The sequence below is a fragment of the Pantoea sp. Fr+CA_20 genome, from assembly GCF_024520835.1.
GTDB classification, from domain to species: Bacteria; Pseudomonadota; Gammaproteobacteria; order Enterobacterales; family Enterobacteriaceae; genus Pantoea; species Pantoea allii.
In genome coordinates this window covers 353,353-372,023 of sequence record NZ_JALNPN010000001.1, presented here as the reverse complement: position 1 = coordinate 372,023, position 18,671 = coordinate 353,353, and the positions used below count along the sequence as shown (strand labels likewise).

The following is an 18,671-nucleotide window of genomic DNA, read 5'->3' as shown; positions in this document are numbered from 1 at the left end:
CGTGGACAATGTGACGCGCTACCTCGCCTCAATGCAGGCGGCACCGCTGTTTCTTTCCGTCATCGAACCGATCTTAAAAAAGCCCCTGTATAAGGGGCTTTTTTTTGTCCGTTATCCGGCCGCGCAGAGGAGAGAGCTATGGCTAACCCGCTATATCGCAAGCATATCATTTCAATTAACGATCTCAGCCGCGACGAGCTGGAGCTGGTGCTGCACACCGCGGCGCAGCTAAAAAACCACCCTCAGCCGGAACTGCTGAAGCATAACGTGATAGCCAGTTGCTTCTTCGAAGCCTCGACCCGCACCCGACTGTCATTTGAAACCGCGATACATCGCCTGGGCGCGTCCGCAGTGGGCTTTGCCGACGGCAGCAATACCTCGTTGGGCAAAAAAGGGGAAACCCTGGCCGATACCATTTCCGTGATCAGCACCTACGTGGATGCCATTGTAATGCGTCACCCGCAGGAGGGCGCTGCGCGACTGGCTACGGAGTTTTCCAATGGCATTCCGATTCTGAATGCCGGAGACGGGGCAAACCAGCATCCTACGCAAACCCTGCTGGACCTGTTTACCATCCATGAAACCCAGGGCCGACTCAGCAACCTGAACGTGGCGATGGTCGGTGATCTGAAATATGGTCGCACCGTGCACTCACTGACCCAGGCGCTGGCCAAGTTTGACGGCAACCGCTTCTTCTTTATCGCCCCGGATGCGCTGGCGATGCCGGCCTATATTACGGATATGCTGGATGAGCAGAATATTGCCTGGTCACGCCACGACAGTTTCGAAGCGGTGATGCCGGAGCTGGATATTCTCTACATGACGCGGGTGCAGAAAGAGCGGCTCGATCCGTCCGAATATGCCAACGTCAAAGCGCAGTTTATTTTACGCGCGGCAGACCTGAACGGTGCCCGCGATAACATGAAGGTGCTGCATCCGCTGCCGCGCATTGATGAAATCACCACCGACGTGGACAGCACGCCGTACGCCTGGTACTTCCAGCAGGCCGGTAACGGCATCTACGCACGCCAGGCTTTGCTGGCACTGGTCTTAAACCGCGACACCGCCCTGTAAGGAGAGACAGTATGAGCCAGGATAACAAACTGCAGGTCGAAGCCATCAAAAATGGCACGGTTATCGATCATATCCCTGCGCAGGTGGGCTTTAAGCTCCTGTCGCTGTTTCGTCTGACCGAAACCGACCAGCGCATTACCATCGGCCTGAACCTGCCATCCGGTGAGATGGGCCGTAAAGATCTGATTAAGATCGAAAACACCTACCTTACGGAAGATCAGATCAATCAGCTGGCGTTTTATGCGCCGCACGCCACCGTCAACCGCATTGATGATTATGAAGTGGTCGCCAAGATCGCGCCCACGTTGCCGGACCGGATAGACCGGGTGCTGACCTGTCCGAACAGCAACTGCATCAGCCGCAGCGAACCGGTGTGCTCCAGCTTTGCCGTGAAGCATCGCGCCGATGAGGTGCACCTGAAATGTAAATACTGTGAGAAAGAGTTCGCCCGTCATGTGGTATTGGGTCACTTTTAATCGGCCCTGCCGCGCTTATAATGAACCACGTTTTATGGCGGGTAGCGCCTTTGCTGCCACGGCCTTTATCTAAGGAGAAATGATGTCTCGTGAAATCAGTACGGAAAAAGCCCCAGCGGCTATCGGCCCATACGTTCAGGGCGTTGATCTCGGCAGCATGATCATCACCTCGGGTCAGATTCCGGTGAACCCGGCCACGGGCGACGTCGCCGAAGACGTCTCAGCACAGGCGCGCCAGTCGCTGGAAAACGTGAAGGCGATAGTGGAAGCCGCGGGCCTGAAGGTTGCCGATATCGTGAAGACCACGGTATTCGTGAAAGATCTGAATGACTTTGCGACCGTAAACGCCACCTACGAAGCCTTTTTTACCGAGCATAATGCGCCCTTCCCGGCGCGTTCCTGCGTGGAAGTGGCGCGTCTGCCAAAAGACGTGAAGATTGAGATTGAAGCGATCGCGCTGCGTCGTTGATAAAAAACGTGCGCACTGCTGAGTGCGCACGCTGCTTTCGGCCTGGCGTAAATACGGATTCGCCCTTCTCACCGCCGACCTGTTACTCTGCTTTCAGACCCGTCATCTTAAAAGCTTTGCCAGTTATCCTGCCCGCCTGCCGCCAGGGCCAGCGCCGGTCTGGATGCCACAACGGCTGCGGGTTTAGCCCGAGGCATGGCTACCGCCGCCTGCGGGCCTGCGAGCGTAAACTTCCGCACCAGCGCAGCAAGCGTATCAGCCTGCTCCTGTAAAGAGAGCGACGCGGCTGAGGCTTCTTCGACCAGGGCCGCATTCTGTTGAGTCACATCGTCCATCTGATTAACCGCCTGATGAACCTGCGAAATGCCCTGACTCTGCTCGGTGGCCGCAGCGGCGATTTCGTTAACCAGATCGGTGACCTGACTGACCGCACCGCGCATCGTCTCCATATTGTGATTCACGTTATCCGCCTGGGACGTTCCCGATGCGATCAACCCATTGGACGTCTGAATCAGCGCTTTGATTTCACGGGCGGCGGTGGTGGACCGCTGCGACAGATTGCGCACTTCGCCCGCCACAACCGCAAAGCCGCGCCCATGTTCCCCTGCGCGGGCCGCTTCGACCGCCGCGTTCAGCGCCAGAATATTGGTCTGAAACGCAATGCCTTCAATCAGGGTAATAATTTCTCCCACCTTCCCCGAGCTGTCACGAATCGCCTGCATCGTATCCAGCATGGTATTGAGTGCGGCTGAGCTGGTTTCGGACAGATTGCGCGTGTTTTCTGCAAGGTGACTTGCCTGGCGCGTGTTGTCTGCGGTCTGCCTGACGGTTTCGCTGATTTGGGTCATGCTGGCCGCGGTTTGCTCCAGCGAGGCGGCCTGCTCTTCCGTACGGGCAGACAGGTCCTCATTGCCCGCCGCAATCTGGCCCGACGCACTGCTGACCGACTGTGAAGCGCTGCTGACCGCATGCATGGCGGCGGAGATGCTTTCCATCAGACGATTATAAGACCGCGCCATAATGCCAACTTCATCACGCCGGCTGTCATCGGCCTTCAGGGAAAGATCAAGATGGGTGCTGGCACGCTCCATCAGCTCGCCAATGGCGTTCAGGCTGTGACGGACGCGCATGATGGTTAAAATCGTCAACATGCCCAGGCCGATAATCGCCAGTGCGATACCGGCCACCATGCCCCATTTGGTCAACTGATAAATATGTTGGTTTTGCAGACGTAACGCTTCACCAATTTTGCTGTTGAACTCGAACTGATTGCGATAACTGCTTTTGAGCTGAGTGATGGCGCCACCAATGCCTTCACCATCACTTAACAACGACAGGCTGAGTGCATTCTGATGCGACCGGGAGGCCGTGAGAAACGCTGGCAGACTTTGTTTAACGGCATCGATCAGCCGGAGTGACTTATCCGTCATCGCCCGATCTTCGTCATTGGTAATATCATTATCGAAATAATATTTCGTTAATGTCGAAATATCCTCAATACGTTTTTGAATCACCGTTTCAAGGCTGGCCAGTTTACCGCTCTCATCTTCAGTCTGATGTCGATATAACGCCACAGAGAGGCGATTACTTTCATCTACCAACCGATTCAGCACTTTGAGCGAATCAATTGTGTTTACCTGCACATATTCAAATCTCGCCTGAAAACCTGAGAGAAGTGAAATGGTTACAATCCCTAGAATAATTAACGAACCTGCCAGAAGTGAAAAAGCCAGAGAGAGTCTTTGCGTCATATTCATTAAACCAAGCTCCTTTCTTTCCCCGAGTGAATTCTCAAAGGAAGCCAGAAATTAATCGGCAATAATAAATAAATATTTATTTCAAATTTTTTAACCTTGAATTCGATTTCAAGTTTAAATTAATTATTCATTGCAAAAAGTTATGGTAATTAAAATAAAATAACAGAAAAAAACAATAACCAAATAAACTATATTATTTTGAATAGTAAATGTAAAACGTCGCCAAAAAAGAGACACCGTTTCACTGGCGACAGCGTCAGGAAGAGGAAGAAGAAAGGGAGATAACGGCAGGGCCAGCGCGCCCTGCCGTTGTTACATCAGGAGCGGGAGGACGGACGCCACAGCCACAGTACGGTAATCGCCAGCGCAAACAGCGCGCCGAAGCCGATGCCGGTCGCCACCGCAGGCGCACCGGCCCGAATGGCTAAGGTATACAGCCCAAGCATCACCAACATGGCGGTGTTTTCAACCAGGTTCTGCACCGCAATCGCATTGCCAGCGCCGACGCTCTGTTTGCCCCGCTCCTGCAACAGCGCGTTAAGCGGCACCACAAAGAAACCGCCCAGTACGCCAATCACCAGCAGCAGCAGGTAAGCATTCAGCATGGTATGTTGCAGCGAGAAAATCACTACCATCACCCCAATCAGCACACCGGCAGGCATACAGCGGCGCACGGTTTCCAGCGTCACCAGCCTGGCCGCCAGCGCCGCGCCGACCACGATCCCTATCGCCACCATGGCATTCAGCGTGGTCGGGGTTTTGTTATCCTGGATACCCAGCGCCACCGGCACCCACAGCACCAGCAGAAAACGCAGCGTGACGCCAGCGCCCCAGAACATGCTGGTGCCGAGCAGGGAAAAGCGCGTTTCGGGGTTATTCCACAGCACGCGCGTCGCGCGGCTAAAACTGCGCAGCATCGCGGCAAAGTTCCAGCTCTGGCCGGGACGTGCAGCCTGCAGTTTGGGAATAAACAGGTTTGCCATTACCGCCACGGCATAAGTCAGGGCGCAGACCGCCAGCGCGGCAACCAGATTCCAGTCCGCCAGAATGCCGCCCGCCACAGAACCCAGCAGGATGGCCGCAATGGTCGAGGCTTCCATCAGTCCGTTGGCTTTAACCAGCTTCTCGTCATGGGCAATTTCCACGAGGATGCCGTATTTGGCGGGCGAATACGCCGCCGCGCCGATCCCCACCAGGGTGTAACCCAGGAAAGGATTAAAACCAAAGCAGATGATCATCGCGCCCAGCAGCTTCAGGCTGTTGGCAAACATCATCACCCGGCCTTTGGCAAAACTGTCAGCCATCTGCCCCACAAAGGGGGCCAGCAGGATATAGGTCGCGACAAACAGCATCTGCAGGACCGGTTGGCTCCAGTCGGGGTAGAACTGGTTTTTCAACAGCGCCAGAGTAGCAAAAAGCAGGGCATTATCGCCAAACGCCGAGAAAAACTGCGCCACCATTACCGCTATCATGCCGCGCGACAATAACGGCGCATCACGTTCTACCATCATGCCTGTTCCTCTTCCGCCATTTTTTTCAGGGTGACATAGTCAGGTTTACCACTGCCGAGTAAGGGCAACGTTTTTACGACGCGGATATCGCGCGGCACGGCCAGATCGGCGGCTCCCAGCTCGCGGGCGGCTTTTTGCAGGCCGTCACGGGCCAGTGCGCTGTCGGTAGTAAACAGCACTAATGCTTCACCACGATTACCGTCAGGGCGCAGCGAGGCAGCATGCTGTTTATCCGGTGAGGCTTTCAGGGCGATTTGCTCCACCACCTCCAGCGACACCATCTCGCCAGCTATTTTCGCAAAGCGTTTGGCGCGCCCCTGAATCTGGCAGAAGCCGCCATCATCGAAGCTGACGATATCGCCGGTATCGTACCAGCCTGCTTCCATCTGCCCTTCGCCGTTATCGGCCGCCGGGGTTTCCAGCACGCCGGGGTTTTCGACCCGCAGATAGCCCTTCATGATGTTGGGGCCACGCAGTTGCAGGCGCCCGCCGTTTTCAATGCCCGGCACCGACATCAGACGAGAATCCATCCCGGGCAGGATGCGGCCAACGGTATGCGCTTTGGCGGCCATTGGTACGTTGATCGCCACCACCGGTGCGCATTCGGTCACGCCATAACCTTCCAGAATACGGATACCGTACTTGTCCATATACAGCTGGCGCGTGTTCTCCTGCAGCTTCTCCGCCCCGGCCACCACGTAGCGCAGGCGCGCAAAGTCATAGGGCTGAGCAAAGCGGGCATAGTTGCCCAGAAACGTCGAGGTGCCAAACAGCACAGTGCAGTTACGGTCATAAACCAGCTCCGGCACAATCCGGTAGTGCAGCGGGCTGGGATAAAGAAACACCTGCGCGCCGGTCATCAGTGGCGTGAACAGCCCTACGGTCAGGCCGAAAGCATGAAACAGCGGCAAGGCCGACATAAAGCGGTCGCGCGGCGTAAAGTCCGCCACGGTACGGATCTGCTCAACGTTGGCCAGCAGGCTTTTGTGGGAGTGCACCACACCTTTGGGATGACCTTCCGATCCTGAGGTAAACAGCACCATCGCCGCCTCTTCAGGCTGCTGCGCCACCTGGGCCTGGCGCGGCACAATCAGGTGCGCCAGTATCCAGAGCTTGTCCTTGAGCGTCACGGTCTCTTTCAGATCTTCCAGGTAAATCCACTGCACCTCTGTCAGACCCTGCGGCAGGTGCCACAGGTTACCTTTGTCCAGAAACTGGCGGGAGGTAAACACCGTTTTCACCTGGGAGGCGGTGAGCGCCGCGCGCATACCGCTGACGCCTGCGGTGTAATTCAGCATCGCGGGCACGCGCCCGCGCAGGGACGCGCCCAGGATTGCCGCCGCCGTGACCGTCGCGTTGGGCAGCAGCAGTCCGACATATTCTTTGGGCTGGCTGTAACGTTCCAGAATACGGCCAACGCCCAGGGCTTTTTTCAGTAAGCCGGTGTAGCTGTCGGGTTTGAAATTTACGTCTTCAATGCAGCGTTTAAAGGCGCCGTAGCGCTGGCGGGCATTGAGAAAGGCCTCGAACAGGGTTTCCCGCGGGCGCACGGCCATGCGCGCTTCCATCATAATATGGTGCAGGTGCTCACCGGCCAGCACGCGACGATCACGGGCGCGCTTCGCCTCAGGCATTGGAATATGGGTGCCGGGTAAAATGTTCAGGGTAATGCGGGGGAACAAACGGCGCTTGAAGACGCCCGCCAGGCGACCAAAGGGGGTAAATTCTGCGCCTTCAATGCGCATCGGCACCACGGTTGCACCAGATTTTGCCGCCACAAAGCCTGCCCCGCTGTAGATCTTCATCAGCGATCCGGTGACGGTAATGCGACCCTCGGGGAAAATCACCACCGGGCGACCGCTGTCGATGAGCCGCACCAGTTGCTTCAGCGCCATCGGCTTCATGGGGTCAAGCGGGACGAAATCCGCATAGGGCTTGATCAGGCGTAAAAACCAGTGTTCGCTGATCGACGAATAGATCGCAAAAACCGGTTTGATGGGCAGAAACAGCGCCAGCAGCGCCCCATCCAGAAACGAGGTGTGATTGGGCGTAATCAGCACCTTCTGCTTATGCAGTTCAGCGGTATCGCCCCGTAATTCCACCCGCCACAGCAGGCGAAATACCAGGCGGAAAAAAGTGAATAACATGCCGGCTCCTTAGCATCATGAAAAACAGCCACTCACGATGCAGGATTTAGGCGGAATCGACAACTGATTATTGGCAGAATTCAGCGCGATGTCCGCCTTCAGGGTGCGGTATGCCAGCCGCCGCCCAGCGCCGCGATAAGTGCCACGCTGCTCACCCACTGGGTGCTTTTTAGCGTCAGTAAACTTTGTTGCGCGCTCAGGCTGCTGTTTTCCGTTGTCGCCACATCCAGATAGTCAATCATCCCGGCCTCATACTGATTACGCGTGACCTGGGCCGAGGTCTGCGCGGCGGCGGTGGCGCGCTGCTGCGCGGCGATTTCGCCCTGCAGGGTATTCAGCTCCACCAGCCGGTCTTCAACGTCCTGCATCGCCGTCAGCACCGTCTGCCGATAGTTCGCCACGCTGGCATCATAGGCGGCGCGGGCCTGCTCAACGCTGGCCGAGGTCGCGCCGAAGTCCAGCAGCGTGCCGCTTAGCTCTGGCCCCAACGACCAGACGCGGTTAGGTAAGGCGAACAGGTTATGCAGCGCAGAGGCACTCACGCCGCCGCTGGCGCTGAGGGTGAGATCGGGGTAATACCCCGCAACCGCCACACCGACCGCCGCGTTGGATGCCGCCATTTTACGCTCGGCGTAGGCGATATCCGGGCGACGCTGCAGCAGTTCGGACGGTAAGCCGCCGGGAACCGCAGGCAGCGTCGCCATCAGCGTTGCCACAGGCAGGCTGAAATCCGCAGGCGCTTTGCCCACCAGCAGGGCGATAGCATGTTCCATTTGAGCGCGCTGCCACTGATAATCCTGTGCCGAGGCGCTGGCGCTCTCCAACTGTTGCTGCGCCTGAGCCACCGTGGCGCGCGATTCTGTCCCCGCCTGATACTGGTTCTGTATCACCCTCAGATAGCGTTGATAGGCGGCAATGCTCTGCTGATACAGCGCAATTTTTTCGTCCATGATGCGCAACTGGAAGTAGTCCTCCGCCAGCTCGGCCTGGGCGCTCAGCGTAATATTGGCCAGCTCGGCGGCGCTGGCCTGCGCGCTGGCCTGATTTTCTTCCCGCGTTCGACGCAGTTTGCCCCATAAATCCAGCTCCCAGCTGGCATTCAGTGCCGCCTGATGGCTGCTGCTGGTGGTGCGCGTACTGTCGGTAGCGCCGTGGCTGCCGCTCCGCGTCGTGCTGGCGTCATAGCCTAAGGTGGGAAACAGTGCTGCACGAGACTGCGCCGCCAGCGCCTGCGCCTGACGATACTGGGCCGCATATTCCGCCACATTCTGATTAGAGATGCTGACCTGGCTGAGCAGGCTGCTTAGCGTGGCATCCTGATACACCGTCCACCATGCGCCTTTGTGCTGGTCGTCCTGCGGCGTGGCCTGCTGCCAGCCTTTCGCTTCTTTGTAGTGAACCGGCATAGCCATCGTCGGGCGTTGATAATCAGGGCCGACAGTACAACCGCTCAACAGCACCACCAGCACGGCGGGAATAAGTGATTTCATGATTCAGGATTCCGCATGGCGCAGACGACGCCATTGACGTTGAGTGGCACGGCTCAGGCGATCGAGCCACAGATAAATGACCGGCGTGGTAAACAGCGTCAGCAGCTGGCTCAGCGCTAATCCCCCGGCGATGGCAATGCCGAGCGGGCTGCGTAAGTCGGCATCGCCGCCGCTGCCCAACGCCAGCGGCAGCGCCCCGAAGAACGCGGCCAGCGTGGTCATCATTATGGGACGGAAGCGCATCAGGCAGGCCTGGGTAATCGCCTGCTGTGGCGACATGCCCAGCCGCCGCTCGGCATCGATGGCAAAGTCGATCATCATAATCGCGTTCTTTTTCACAATACCAATCAACAGGATAATGCCGATAAGCGCGATTATCGTGAGCTGGGTGTTCGTCAGTAACAGTAACAGCAGCGCGCCGACGCCCGCCGAGGGCAAGGTCGACAGAATGGTCAGCGGGTGAATGTAGCTCTCATACAGCACGCCGAGGACGATATAGACCGCCACCAGTGCCGCCACAATCAGCCACGGCATTGTAGCGGTCAACTGGTTAAACTCGGCCGCCGTCCCGGCATAGCCCGCCTGAATCGTTGAGGGCAAGCCAAGCCGGGCCATCGCCTGCTTGATCAGCGCCTCCGCCTGCTCCAGCGACACGCCGTCATTCAGGTTAAAGGCGATGGTGCTGGTCGCAGACTGTCCCTGATGTGTCACCGTCAGCGGGGCATTGCCGCCCGCGAAGCTGACAAACGCCGACAGCGGAATGCGATCGCCGTTATCGTTAATCACGTAAAGCTGCTGCAGAATCGCCGGATCGCGGGTATCGCTGTCCTGCAGCGACATCACCACATGATACTGATTCAGCGTGTGGTACAGCGTGGCAATCTGGCGCTGGCTGAAGGCGTTATTCAGCATGGTGTCCAGCATCTTCACATTCACGCCCAGTTGGGTCGCCCGGTCGCGGTCAATAGTCAGCATCACTTCCTGACCGCCGGTTTGCGCGTCGGAATCGACGCTGTTGAGCTGCGGAATCGCCGCCAGCGCCGCCTGGACTTTGGGCGTCCATTCGCGTAGCAGCGCAAGGTCGTCCGCCTGCAGGCTGTACTGGTAGCTGGCATTGGCGCTGCGTCCGCCGATGTGCAGGTCCTGCGCCGCCATCAGAAACAGCTGCGCACCGGGGATCTTACTGGTTTTCTGACTTAACCGGTTGGCCACTTCGCTGGCCGTGGCATCACGCTGATCAAAATCTTTTAGCCGGACAAAAAAGTCGGCGTTGTTGCGCGAGCCAAACATCCCGCTGCCCATGGACGACATCACGCTTTCAACCGCCGGATCGGACCGAATGATGTTGGTGAACTGCAGCATTTTGGGCTTCATCGCCTGAAACGAAATATTCTGATCCGCCCGTAAGGCTCCCATCAGCAAGCCGGTATCCTGTTCCGGGAAGAAGCCCTTTTGCACCACCGTATAAAGAAACAGGTTAAGCAGCACGGTGAGCAGCAGGCTGAACAGAGTCAGTTTCTGATGGCGCATCACCCAGTTCAGGCCACGTGAGTAAGCCGCAAGTGCGTGGTTTAACTGATTTTCAATCAACTGATAGAACGGATGCGGGCGCTTATATACGCTGGGTTTCGGCTTCAGCAGCCGTGCGCAGAGCATTGGCGTCAGGCTCAGCGAAACAAACATCGAAATCAGCAGAGACACGGTCAAGGTGATGGCAAACTCCCGAAACAGCCGACCCAGCAGGCTGCCCATCAGCAGGATGGGAATAAACACGGCGATCAGCGATACCGTCATCGACAGTACGGTAAAGCTGACCTCGCGCGCACCGCGCAGTGCCGCTCGCAGCGGGCGATGTCCGGCTTCAATATGGCGGGTGATGTTTTCCAGCACCACGATGGCGTCATCGACCACAAAGCCGGTCGAAATGATGAGCGCCATCAGGGAGAGGTTATCCAGGCTGTAGCCCAGCAGGTACATCACCGCACAGGTTCCGATCAGCGAGACCGGCAGCGCCAGGGCCGGAATCATGACGGCCTGCAGGTTGCGTAAAAAGACAAACACCACCGCAATAACCAACAGCACGGCAATCAGCAGCGTTTCTTCGGTATCGTAAAGCGAGGCGCGCACGCCCGGTGAACGGTCCACCACCACCTTAAGCTGGGTATCGGCAGGCAGATCTTTTTCCAGGGCTGGCAGTTGGGCTTTGATGGCGTCAATGGTGTCCAGCATATTGGCGCCCGCCTGGCGCTTGATGCCCACCATGACCGCCGGTTGAGCATTGAGGAAGCCCGCCTGATAGCGGTCCTCCACTGAATCGTACACGCTGGCGACGTCGCCCAGGCGCACGACATTGCCGTCTTTGTTGCTGATAATCAGGTTGCGATAGCTGGCAGCCTTGTCCAGCTGTCCATTGCCGTCCACCATCCACGACTGGCTGCTGCCCTGTAGCGAGCCTTTGGGCAGATTACTGGTGCTGTCGGCCACTGCGCTGCGCACCGTATCAAGCGAAATACCCGCATGGATGAGTTTTAGCGGCTGCAGATCGATGCGCACCGCGGGCAGTGCGCTCCCCATCAGCGACACATCACCCACGCCTTTGACCTGCCCCATCGCCTGTTCGATTTTGCTTTCGGCCAGATCGTAGAGTTCCCCCGGCGTGCGGGTGGCGGAGGTCAGCGCCAGCATCACAATCGGCGCATCCGACGGGTTGGCTTTGTGGTAGGTCGGCAGCGACGCCATCGCGCTCGGCAGCAGGCTGCGTGCGGCGTTGATCGCCGCCTGTACGTCACGTGCCGCGCCGTTGATATCGCGATTAAGTTCAAACTGCAAAATGATGGTGCTGGTGCCCTGTGAACTGTTCGAGGTCATCTCGGTAATACCGGCAATCTGTCCCAGCGACCGTTCCAGCGGGGTGGCAACGGTTGCCGCCATCGTTTCCGGGCTGGCACCGGCCAGGCTGGCGTTAACCATAATGGTGGGGAAATCCACCTGCGGCAGCGGGGCCACCGGCAACAGGCGGTAGCCCAGCACGCCGAGCAGCAGGATCGCCATCGTCAGCAGCAGCGTGGTGACCGGGCGAAAGATAAACAGCTGGGTCAGGTTCATTGCCCGCTCCGCGCCTGTTGCTGTCGGCGTTTCACCCAGGCATTGCCGCGCTGGGCGATGCCGTCAAACCACAGATAGATGACCGGGGTAGAAAACAGGGTCAGCACCTGACTGACGATCAATCCGCCGACAATCACCAGCCCCAACGGTTGGCGCAGTTCCGCGCCCGATCCGGAGGCCAGCATCAGCGGCAGCGCGCCCAGCAGCGCCGCCATGGTGGTCATCAGGATGGGCCGGAAACGCAACAGACAGGCCTGGTGAATCGCGTCCCGGGGCGAAAGATGCTGCTTATTTTCGGCCTCCAGCGCAAAGTCGATCATCATAATGGCGTTCTTCTTGACGATGCCGATCAGCAGAATGACCCCAATCAACGCAATCAGGCTGAACGCCGTATTGGCCAGCAGCAGGGTTAACAGCGCGCCGACCGCCGCCGAGGGCAGCGTCGAGAGAATGGTCACCGGATGAATAAAACTTTCGTACAGAATGCCCAGCACCACATACATCGTGAGCAGCGCCGCCAGGATCAGCCACAACGTATTACTGGTGGCACTCTGAAACGCCGAGGTTTCCCCTTGATAACGCAGCGTCACTGCCGACGGCAGATGCAGCTGTGCAGTCACCTCGCTAATGGCGTTCTGCGCGTCTTCCAGCGAATAGCCGTCACTGAGGTTGAAGGAGATCATCACCGCCGGGAACTGATTCAGCCGCATATGCATCAGCGAACCGGTCCGCTGGTGGATCGTGGCGATGGAGGTGAGTTTGACCATGCCGCTGCTGCTGGTCGTTGTTGCCGTGGGACTGCTGGCGGTCGAAGTTGACGTGGTTTCCGTGCTGCTGGTGCTGGTGGACGTACTGCCTGATGCGCTGCTGCTCGTGCTGGCAGAGGGTTTCAGAAACACATCATCAAATGAGGCCGGGCTTTGCTGGTACTGCGGTGCGACTTCCAGCACCACGCGATACTGATTCGACTGGGTAAAGATCGTCGAGACCAGACGCTGCCCAAACGCGCTGTAGAGCGCGGTATCCACGTCCGCGGCGGTGACGCCAACGCGCGCGGCTTTGTCCCGGTTCAGCTCGACATAAGCGACCCGGCCCTGATCCTGCAGGTTGCTGACCACGCCGTTGAACTCTGGCCGTTTCTGCAAGGCCGCCACCAGTTTCGGCGACCAGGTCACCAGGTCTTCGCTGTTGGCATCATCAAGGGTGAACTGATACTGGCTCGGCGTGACCTGATCGTTGACGGTCAGATCCTGTGCCAGTTGCAGGTAGAGCTGAATGCCGACCACGCCTGTTGCTGCCTGCTGGAGCTGTTTGATGATCGCACCGGCTTTGTCATCGCGCTGACCAAAGGGCTTAAGGTTGATCTGCAACCGACCACTGTTCAGGCTGGTGTTATTGCCATCAATACCAATTGTCGAAGAGACGCTCTCGACCGCCGGGTTCTGCATGATCACCGCTGACAGCGCCTGCTGACGCTTCGCCATCTCCGTAAAGGAAACGTCCTGAGAAGCCACCGTTACGCCCTGAATCAACCCGGTATCCTGGATCGGAAAAAAGCCCTTCGGGACAATCATATACAGCAGCGCGGTCAGGGCAAAGGTCGCCAGCGCCACCAGCAGCGTCAGTTTCTGATGGTCCAGCACCAGGGTCAGCAGGCGATCATAGCCGCGAATGAGCCGGTCGAAAATCTCGCCGCCTTTGCGCGCAAAGCGGGACTGTTTCTCTGGCGGAATATGGCGCAGCAGGTAGGCACAGAGCATTGGCGTTAAGGTCAGCGAGACCAGCATCGAGACCAGAATGGACACCGCCAGCGTGATGGCAAACTCGCGAAACAGGCGTCCTACGACATCGCCCATAAACAGCAGCGGAATCAGCACCGCAATCAGGGAAAAGGTCAGAGAGATAATGGTAAAGCCAATCTGCTGCGATCCTTTTAACGCCGCTTCCATCGGTGGCTCGCCCGCTTCCAGCCGTCGGGAAATGTTCTCGACCACCACAATCGCGTCGTCGATCACAAAGCCGGTGGCGATGGTCAGCGCCATCAGCGACAGGTTATTGAGGCTGAAGCCCGCGAGATACATGACGCCAAAGGTTCCCACCAGCGAGAGCGGCACCGCCACGCTGGGAATCAGCGTCGCTGCCACGTTGCGCAGGAACAGAAACGTCACCATCACCACCAGCGCAATCGAGAGCATCAGCTCAAACTGCACGTCGCTGATGGAAGCACGAATGGTCTGGGTACGATCGGACAGGACCGTCATTTTCACGCCGTCAGGCAGCGCGGCCTGCAGCGTCGGCAACTGCGCCTTGATGCTGTCGACCACCTGGATAACGTTGGCCCCGGGCTGACGCTGCACGCCGATCACGATAGCCGGGCTGCCGTTGGCCCAGGCAGACTGAAAGCTGTTCTCCGGCCCCTGTTCTATATGCGCGATATCCTTCAGCCTCAGCGCCGCCCCGTTCTGGTAGGTCAGGATCAGGTTGCCGTATTCGGCAGCGGTGCGCAGCTGGTCATTGGCATCGATCGTCACCGAGTGATAGCGACCGTCAAATCCGCCTTTGGAACCTTTGACATTGCTGTTGCTGATTAACGTATTCACGTCTGCCAGCGTCAGGCCATGGGCCGCCAGCGCCTGAGGGTTCATCTGTACGCGAATCGCCGGTTGATGGCCGCCCGCAAGCGTCACCATGCCCACACCGGAAATTTGCGACAGCTTCAGTGCCACGCGCGTATTCACCAGATCCTGAACCTGCGTCAGTGGCAGCGTGTCCGAGCTGGCGGCTAAGGTGATCACCGCGCTGTCGGCCGGATTGACTTTCTTATAGGTGGGCGGGTTCGGCAGATCGGTCGGCAGCAGATTACTGGCTGCGTTAATGGCGGCCTGCACCTCCTGTTCGGCCACGTCCAGCGACAGATCCAGGCTGAACTTCAGCGTGATGATGGACGATCCGCTGGAGCTGGTCGAGGTCATCTGGCTGAGTCCCGACATCTGCCCCAGTTGGCGCTCCAGCGGCGAAGTCACCGTCGAGGCCATGACATCCGGACTCGCGCCGGGATAGAGCGTTGTCACCTGGATGGTGGGGTAATCGACCTGCGGCAGCGCCGAGGTGGAGAGAAACCGGTAGGCAAAAATACCGGCGATCAGCACGCCGGCCATCAGCAGGATGGTGGCGACCGGTCGCAGGATAAAGAGGCGTGACGGATTCATTGGGCCTCGGCAGGTGCGGTCGGTTGAGTGCTGTCTGCGACCGCGACTTTACTGCCGTTGGTCAGGCGATCGATCCCTTCTGTAACCAGGCGGTCGCCGGGCTTCACGCCCTGCAGAACAGCCTGCCACGCTTCGCCATACGCCGGGCCTGCGGTGACCGGCTGCCGGGTGACGGTGTTGTCTTTATTGATGATAAAGACAAAGCTGCCGTCGCTGCTCAGCTGCAACGCCTGCGCCGGAATGATGGTGGCGTTTTTCAGCACGCTGGTTTGCAGGCGAACGTTCACAAACTGGTTGGCGTACAGCGCCTCGTCGTCGTTAGCAAACATCGCTTTCAGTGCAATGGTGCCGGTCGCCGTGTCGATCTCATTACTGATAAATTTCACCTGTCCCTGACTCAGCACATGCTGATTATCCTGATCGAAGGCGGTGGCGGGCAGCGTCTGATCGTGATGAAGGGCTTTCACCAGCGTCGGGATATGGCTTTGTGGCACGCTGAAGGTGACGGCGGCAGGCTGCATCTGGGTAATGGTTACCAGCCCGGTCGTTGAGCTGCTCTGAATCATATTGCCCGGATCGACCTGACGTAGCCCTACCCGACCGCTGACGGGCGCGGTGATGCGCGCGTAGCCGATGTTAAGCCTGGCGCTGGCGATCTGGGCCTGATCGGCGGCAACCGCACCACGATACTGTCCCACGGTCGCGATTTGCGTATCCAAATCCTGTCGGGACAGGGAGTCCTGAGCCGCCAGTTTGCGGTAGCGCGCCAGCGTCAGTTCGGCGCTTTTCAGCAATGCCGCATTTTCGCTGAGCTCGCCCTGATACTGGTTCAGCGTTGCCACGTAGCTGCGGGGATCGATCTGCGCCAGCAGCTGGCCCGCTTCAACTTTCTGCCCTTCGGTGAAGTAAACCTTCTCCAGTTGACCGTCCACCCGGCTGGTGACCGTCACGCTGGCGTTAGGAATAACCGTGCCGGGCGCGTTGAGATAGACCGGCACATCGGCCGTGCTGGCGGTGCCGCTGTGCACCAGCGTCGTACCGCCCTTCAGCATACCGGGACCCGCGTGGCGCGCATGACCACCAGCGGGCATATTGCCCCCTGCGCCTCTATGGCCCAGCAGACGCCAGGCCACGCCGGCGACAATGAGCAGCACAATGAGCAGAAGCAGCCATTTCAGCCAGCGGGAACCACGGGAACGGGAGACGTAAGTAGTCATCGAACTCTTCAGATATTGAGGAAAAAGGGAATCCTCATCAGGAGGAGGATTCATCGAAACGGCATCAGCAAAGATTATCAGCTACTTGTGTTACGACTTTCCATCGCCAAACCGTAAGGTTTGCGTTAAGAAACCTTACCAGTCTGCTGTCAGCAAGGCGAGCGCGCAGAGAAAGGCCGCGTGGATACGATGGCTGACCATGCCGGCGACGAAGGCAGGCCTGTGCTTCAGGCAAAAAAAACCCACGCATCTGCGTGGGTTGGTGTAATAACGATTGGCCTTGCCGGAGCAGTGCCCGTTTTCACACCCATCAATACCTCTGGGATTTCCATCCTCTCACTCTGTGAGGGACAGGGACAGATGAAAAAGGAAAATGAATTCGGCGAAATGAAACGAGGTGTAAAAACATCCACACCTCGCTTACAGTTTGATTTGGTTAGGATTTATCTGAACCGCTATCCACAGGCTTGCTGTAGATAGCATCCGGGGCAATATTCATGTGCTTGAGCACCGGCCCCATGATGTTACCGAACACCGGCGCAGCAACGGAGCCGCCGAAGTGATCGCCTGCGGTCGGATGGTTAATCATGACCACCAGCGCCACCTCGGGATGACTGGCCGGGGCAATCCCGGCGGTGTAGTTGACATAGCCACCGTCATACTTTCCGCTGGTGCCCATTTTTTCCGCCGTACCGGTTTTGGTGGCCAGACGGTAGCCCGGCACCGCCGCCTTGACGCCGGTCCCGCCCGGTAAGACGTCACTTTCCAGCATGTGCACGACTTCCTTCACCGTTTCCGGGTTCGCGACCTGCTTGCCCAGCACCGGCGGCGTGACTTTGGTGATCGACAGCGGACGATAAACGCCATAGGAGCCCAGCGTGGCGTATTCCCGGGCAATTTGCAGCGGCGTGACGCGCAAACCATAGCCAAAGGAGAAGGTCGCACGTTCGATATCCGCCCAGCGCGTGCGGTGCAACGGGAAGTAGCCCACGCTTTCACCGGTTAAGCCTAACCCGGTCGGTTTGCCAAGACCAAACGCATAGAAGGTGTTTACCAGCGCCTCTGCCGGCATCGCCAGGGCAATATGTGACACGCCGATGTCGCTCGATTTTTGCAAGATACCGGTCATGGTCAGACGTGGCCAGTGGCCGACGTCGCGAATCAGGTGGCCGTTAACCCGGTAAGGCGTGGTATCCAGCACAGAATCCGGTCGCACCAGGTGGCGCTCCAGCCCTTCCATCACTACCAGCGGTTTTACCGTCGAACCCGGCTCGTAGCTGTCGTTAATGGCGGTATTGCGCATCTGCGCCGGGGTTGCCCTCTGATAGTTGTTGGGATTGAACGACGGATAAGAGGCCATTGCCAGAATCTCGCCGGTATCAATTTTAACCAACACCGCCGCGCCCGAATCGGCCTTGTTTAACAGCACGCCATCGCGCAGCTTACTGTACAGCGTGTACTGGCTGAATTTATCGATGCTGAGCTGGACCGTGGGCGGCTGCGTGGGCGGCTGATAGCTGATCATCGAGATGATATTGCCCGCCGCATCCTGGCGATAGACTTCTTTACCCGGCTGGCCCTGCAGGACTTTATCGAAGCCTTTTTCCAGCCCGTTCAGGCCCGTGTTATCGGCCCCGACAATCCCTATCAGCGGTGCGGAGGCTTCACTCATCGGATAAAAACGGCTGTCATCGTAAACTTCACTGATGCCCTTAAGCTTCAGATCTTTGATGTCTTTGGCGATCCCCAGCTCGACTTTGCGCCCAAGGTAGAGGAAACGACGTTTTGGGTTCGCGGTGATTTGCGCCGCCACCTCTTCGGGTCGCATACTCAGCGCCGCCGCCAGATAGGCCCATTTGGCGCTGGTAAAATCAGGATTGCTCTCCAGCACGCGCTGCGGGTCGGCGATCACGTCCCGCGACGGCACGCTGAGCGCCAGCGCTTCGCCATTGCGATCCAGCAACGTGCCGCGGCTGGTGGGCAACGTGACGGTGCGCAGCGAGCGCTGATCGGCCTCATGCTCAAGCATCGGCTGGTTAAGAAACTGCAAATCGGCCACGCGCGCCAGCAGAACCGCCAGGCAGGTAAATACGCCGAGGCAGATCAGACGAAAACGGAAAGGGTTAAACGGGGCTTTTATCTGGTCTTTACCCAGTAATTTTTTAATCCGGGGCATGGCAATCCGCTGCGCTTAAAAAAAAGAGGTCAATCCAGCA

Annotated in this window: 11 protein-coding genes; 3 read left to right on the top strand and 8 right to left on the bottom strand. The window is 58.1% G+C overall.

Translation table 11 applies throughout. The annotated features are described in order from the left end of the window. Positions 1–138: 138 nt before the first annotated feature. The 3 genes from pyrB to ridA all read left to right on the top strand — a co-directional run bounded on the left by pyrB (position 139) and on the right by ridA (position 2,019). Positions 139–1,074, top strand: coding sequence for an aspartate carbamoyltransferase (gene pyrB, locus NR177_RS01705; protein ID WP_241567408.1), 936 nt, complete (start codon positions 139–141; stop codon positions 1,072–1,074). An 11-nt stretch (positions 1,075–1,085) separates the two neighbouring features. Beyond that, the gene (gene pyrI, locus NR177_RS01700; RefSeq protein WP_063878184.1) at positions 1,086–1,550 is read left to right on the top strand and encodes an aspartate carbamoyltransferase regulatory subunit; all 465 of its coding nucleotides are present in this window, start codon (positions 1,086–1,088) and stop codon (positions 1,548–1,550) included. Between the two features lie 82 nt (positions 1,551–1,632). Beyond that, a complete protein-coding gene (ridA, locus tag NR177_RS01695) occupies positions 1,633–2,019 on the top strand; it encodes a 2-iminobutanoate/2-iminopropanoate deaminase (protein ID WP_014606727.1) in 387 nt (128 codons plus the stop codon). A 107-nt stretch (positions 2,020–2,126) separates the two neighbouring features. On the opposite strand, the gene NR177_RS01690 is transcribed toward ridA, so the two are convergent. The 8 genes from NR177_RS01690 to NR177_RS01655 all read right to left on the bottom strand — a co-directional run bounded on the left by NR177_RS01690 (position 2,127) and on the right by NR177_RS01655 (position 18,631). After that, positions 2,127–3,776 (bottom strand): methyl-accepting chemotaxis protein, encoded by a 1,650-nt coding sequence (locus tag NR177_RS01690; RefSeq protein WP_256852163.1) that lies wholly within the window; start codon positions 3,774–3,776, stop codon positions 2,127–2,129. 317 nt (positions 3,777–4,093) lie between these two features. Further along, complete coding sequence (gene lplT, locus NR177_RS01685) at positions 4,094–5,287, bottom strand: lysophospholipid transporter LplT (RefSeq protein ID WP_256852162.1); 1,194 nt, start codon at positions 5,285–5,287, stop codon at positions 4,094–4,096. Further along, on the bottom strand, positions 5,284–7,434 hold the full coding sequence (gene aas / locus NR177_RS01680; RefSeq protein ID WP_256852161.1) for a bifunctional acyl-ACP--phospholipid O-acyltransferase/long-chain-fatty-acid--ACP ligase: 2,151 nt from the start codon (positions 7,432–7,434) through the stop codon (positions 5,284–5,286). Before aas ends, lplT begins: the two co-directional genes overlap by 4 nt. 98 nt (positions 7,435–7,532) lie before the next feature. Next, positions 7,533–8,924: an efflux transporter outer membrane subunit gene (locus NR177_RS01675; RefSeq protein ID WP_063878180.1), complete on the bottom strand. Its 1,392-nt coding sequence runs from the start codon at positions 8,922–8,924 to the stop codon at positions 7,533–7,535. A 3-nt stretch (positions 8,925–8,927) separates the two neighbouring features. Further along, the gene (locus tag NR177_RS01670) at positions 8,928–12,029 is read right to left on the bottom strand and encodes an efflux RND transporter permease subunit (protein ID WP_256852160.1); all 3,102 of its coding nucleotides are present in this window, start codon (positions 12,027–12,029) and stop codon (positions 8,928–8,930) included. After that, entirely contained in the window at positions 12,026–15,238 is a 3,213-nt protein-coding gene (locus NR177_RS01665) for an efflux RND transporter permease subunit (RefSeq protein WP_256852159.1), read from the bottom strand. The genes NR177_RS01670 and NR177_RS01665 overlap by 4 nt, the downstream gene beginning before the upstream one ends. Then, the gene (locus NR177_RS01660) at positions 15,235–16,455 is read right to left on the bottom strand and encodes an MdtA/MuxA family multidrug efflux RND transporter periplasmic adaptor subunit (RefSeq protein ID WP_256852158.1); all 1,221 of its coding nucleotides are present in this window, start codon (positions 16,453–16,455) and stop codon (positions 15,235–15,237) included. Before NR177_RS01660 ends, NR177_RS01665 begins: the two co-directional genes overlap by 4 nt. Positions 16,456–16,891: 436 nt before the next feature. Next, positions 16,892–18,631: a penicillin-binding transpeptidase domain-containing protein gene (locus tag NR177_RS01655; protein WP_256852157.1), complete on the bottom strand. Its 1,740-nt coding sequence runs from the start codon at positions 18,629–18,631 to the stop codon at positions 16,892–16,894. Positions 18,632–18,671 lie beyond the last annotated feature (40 nt).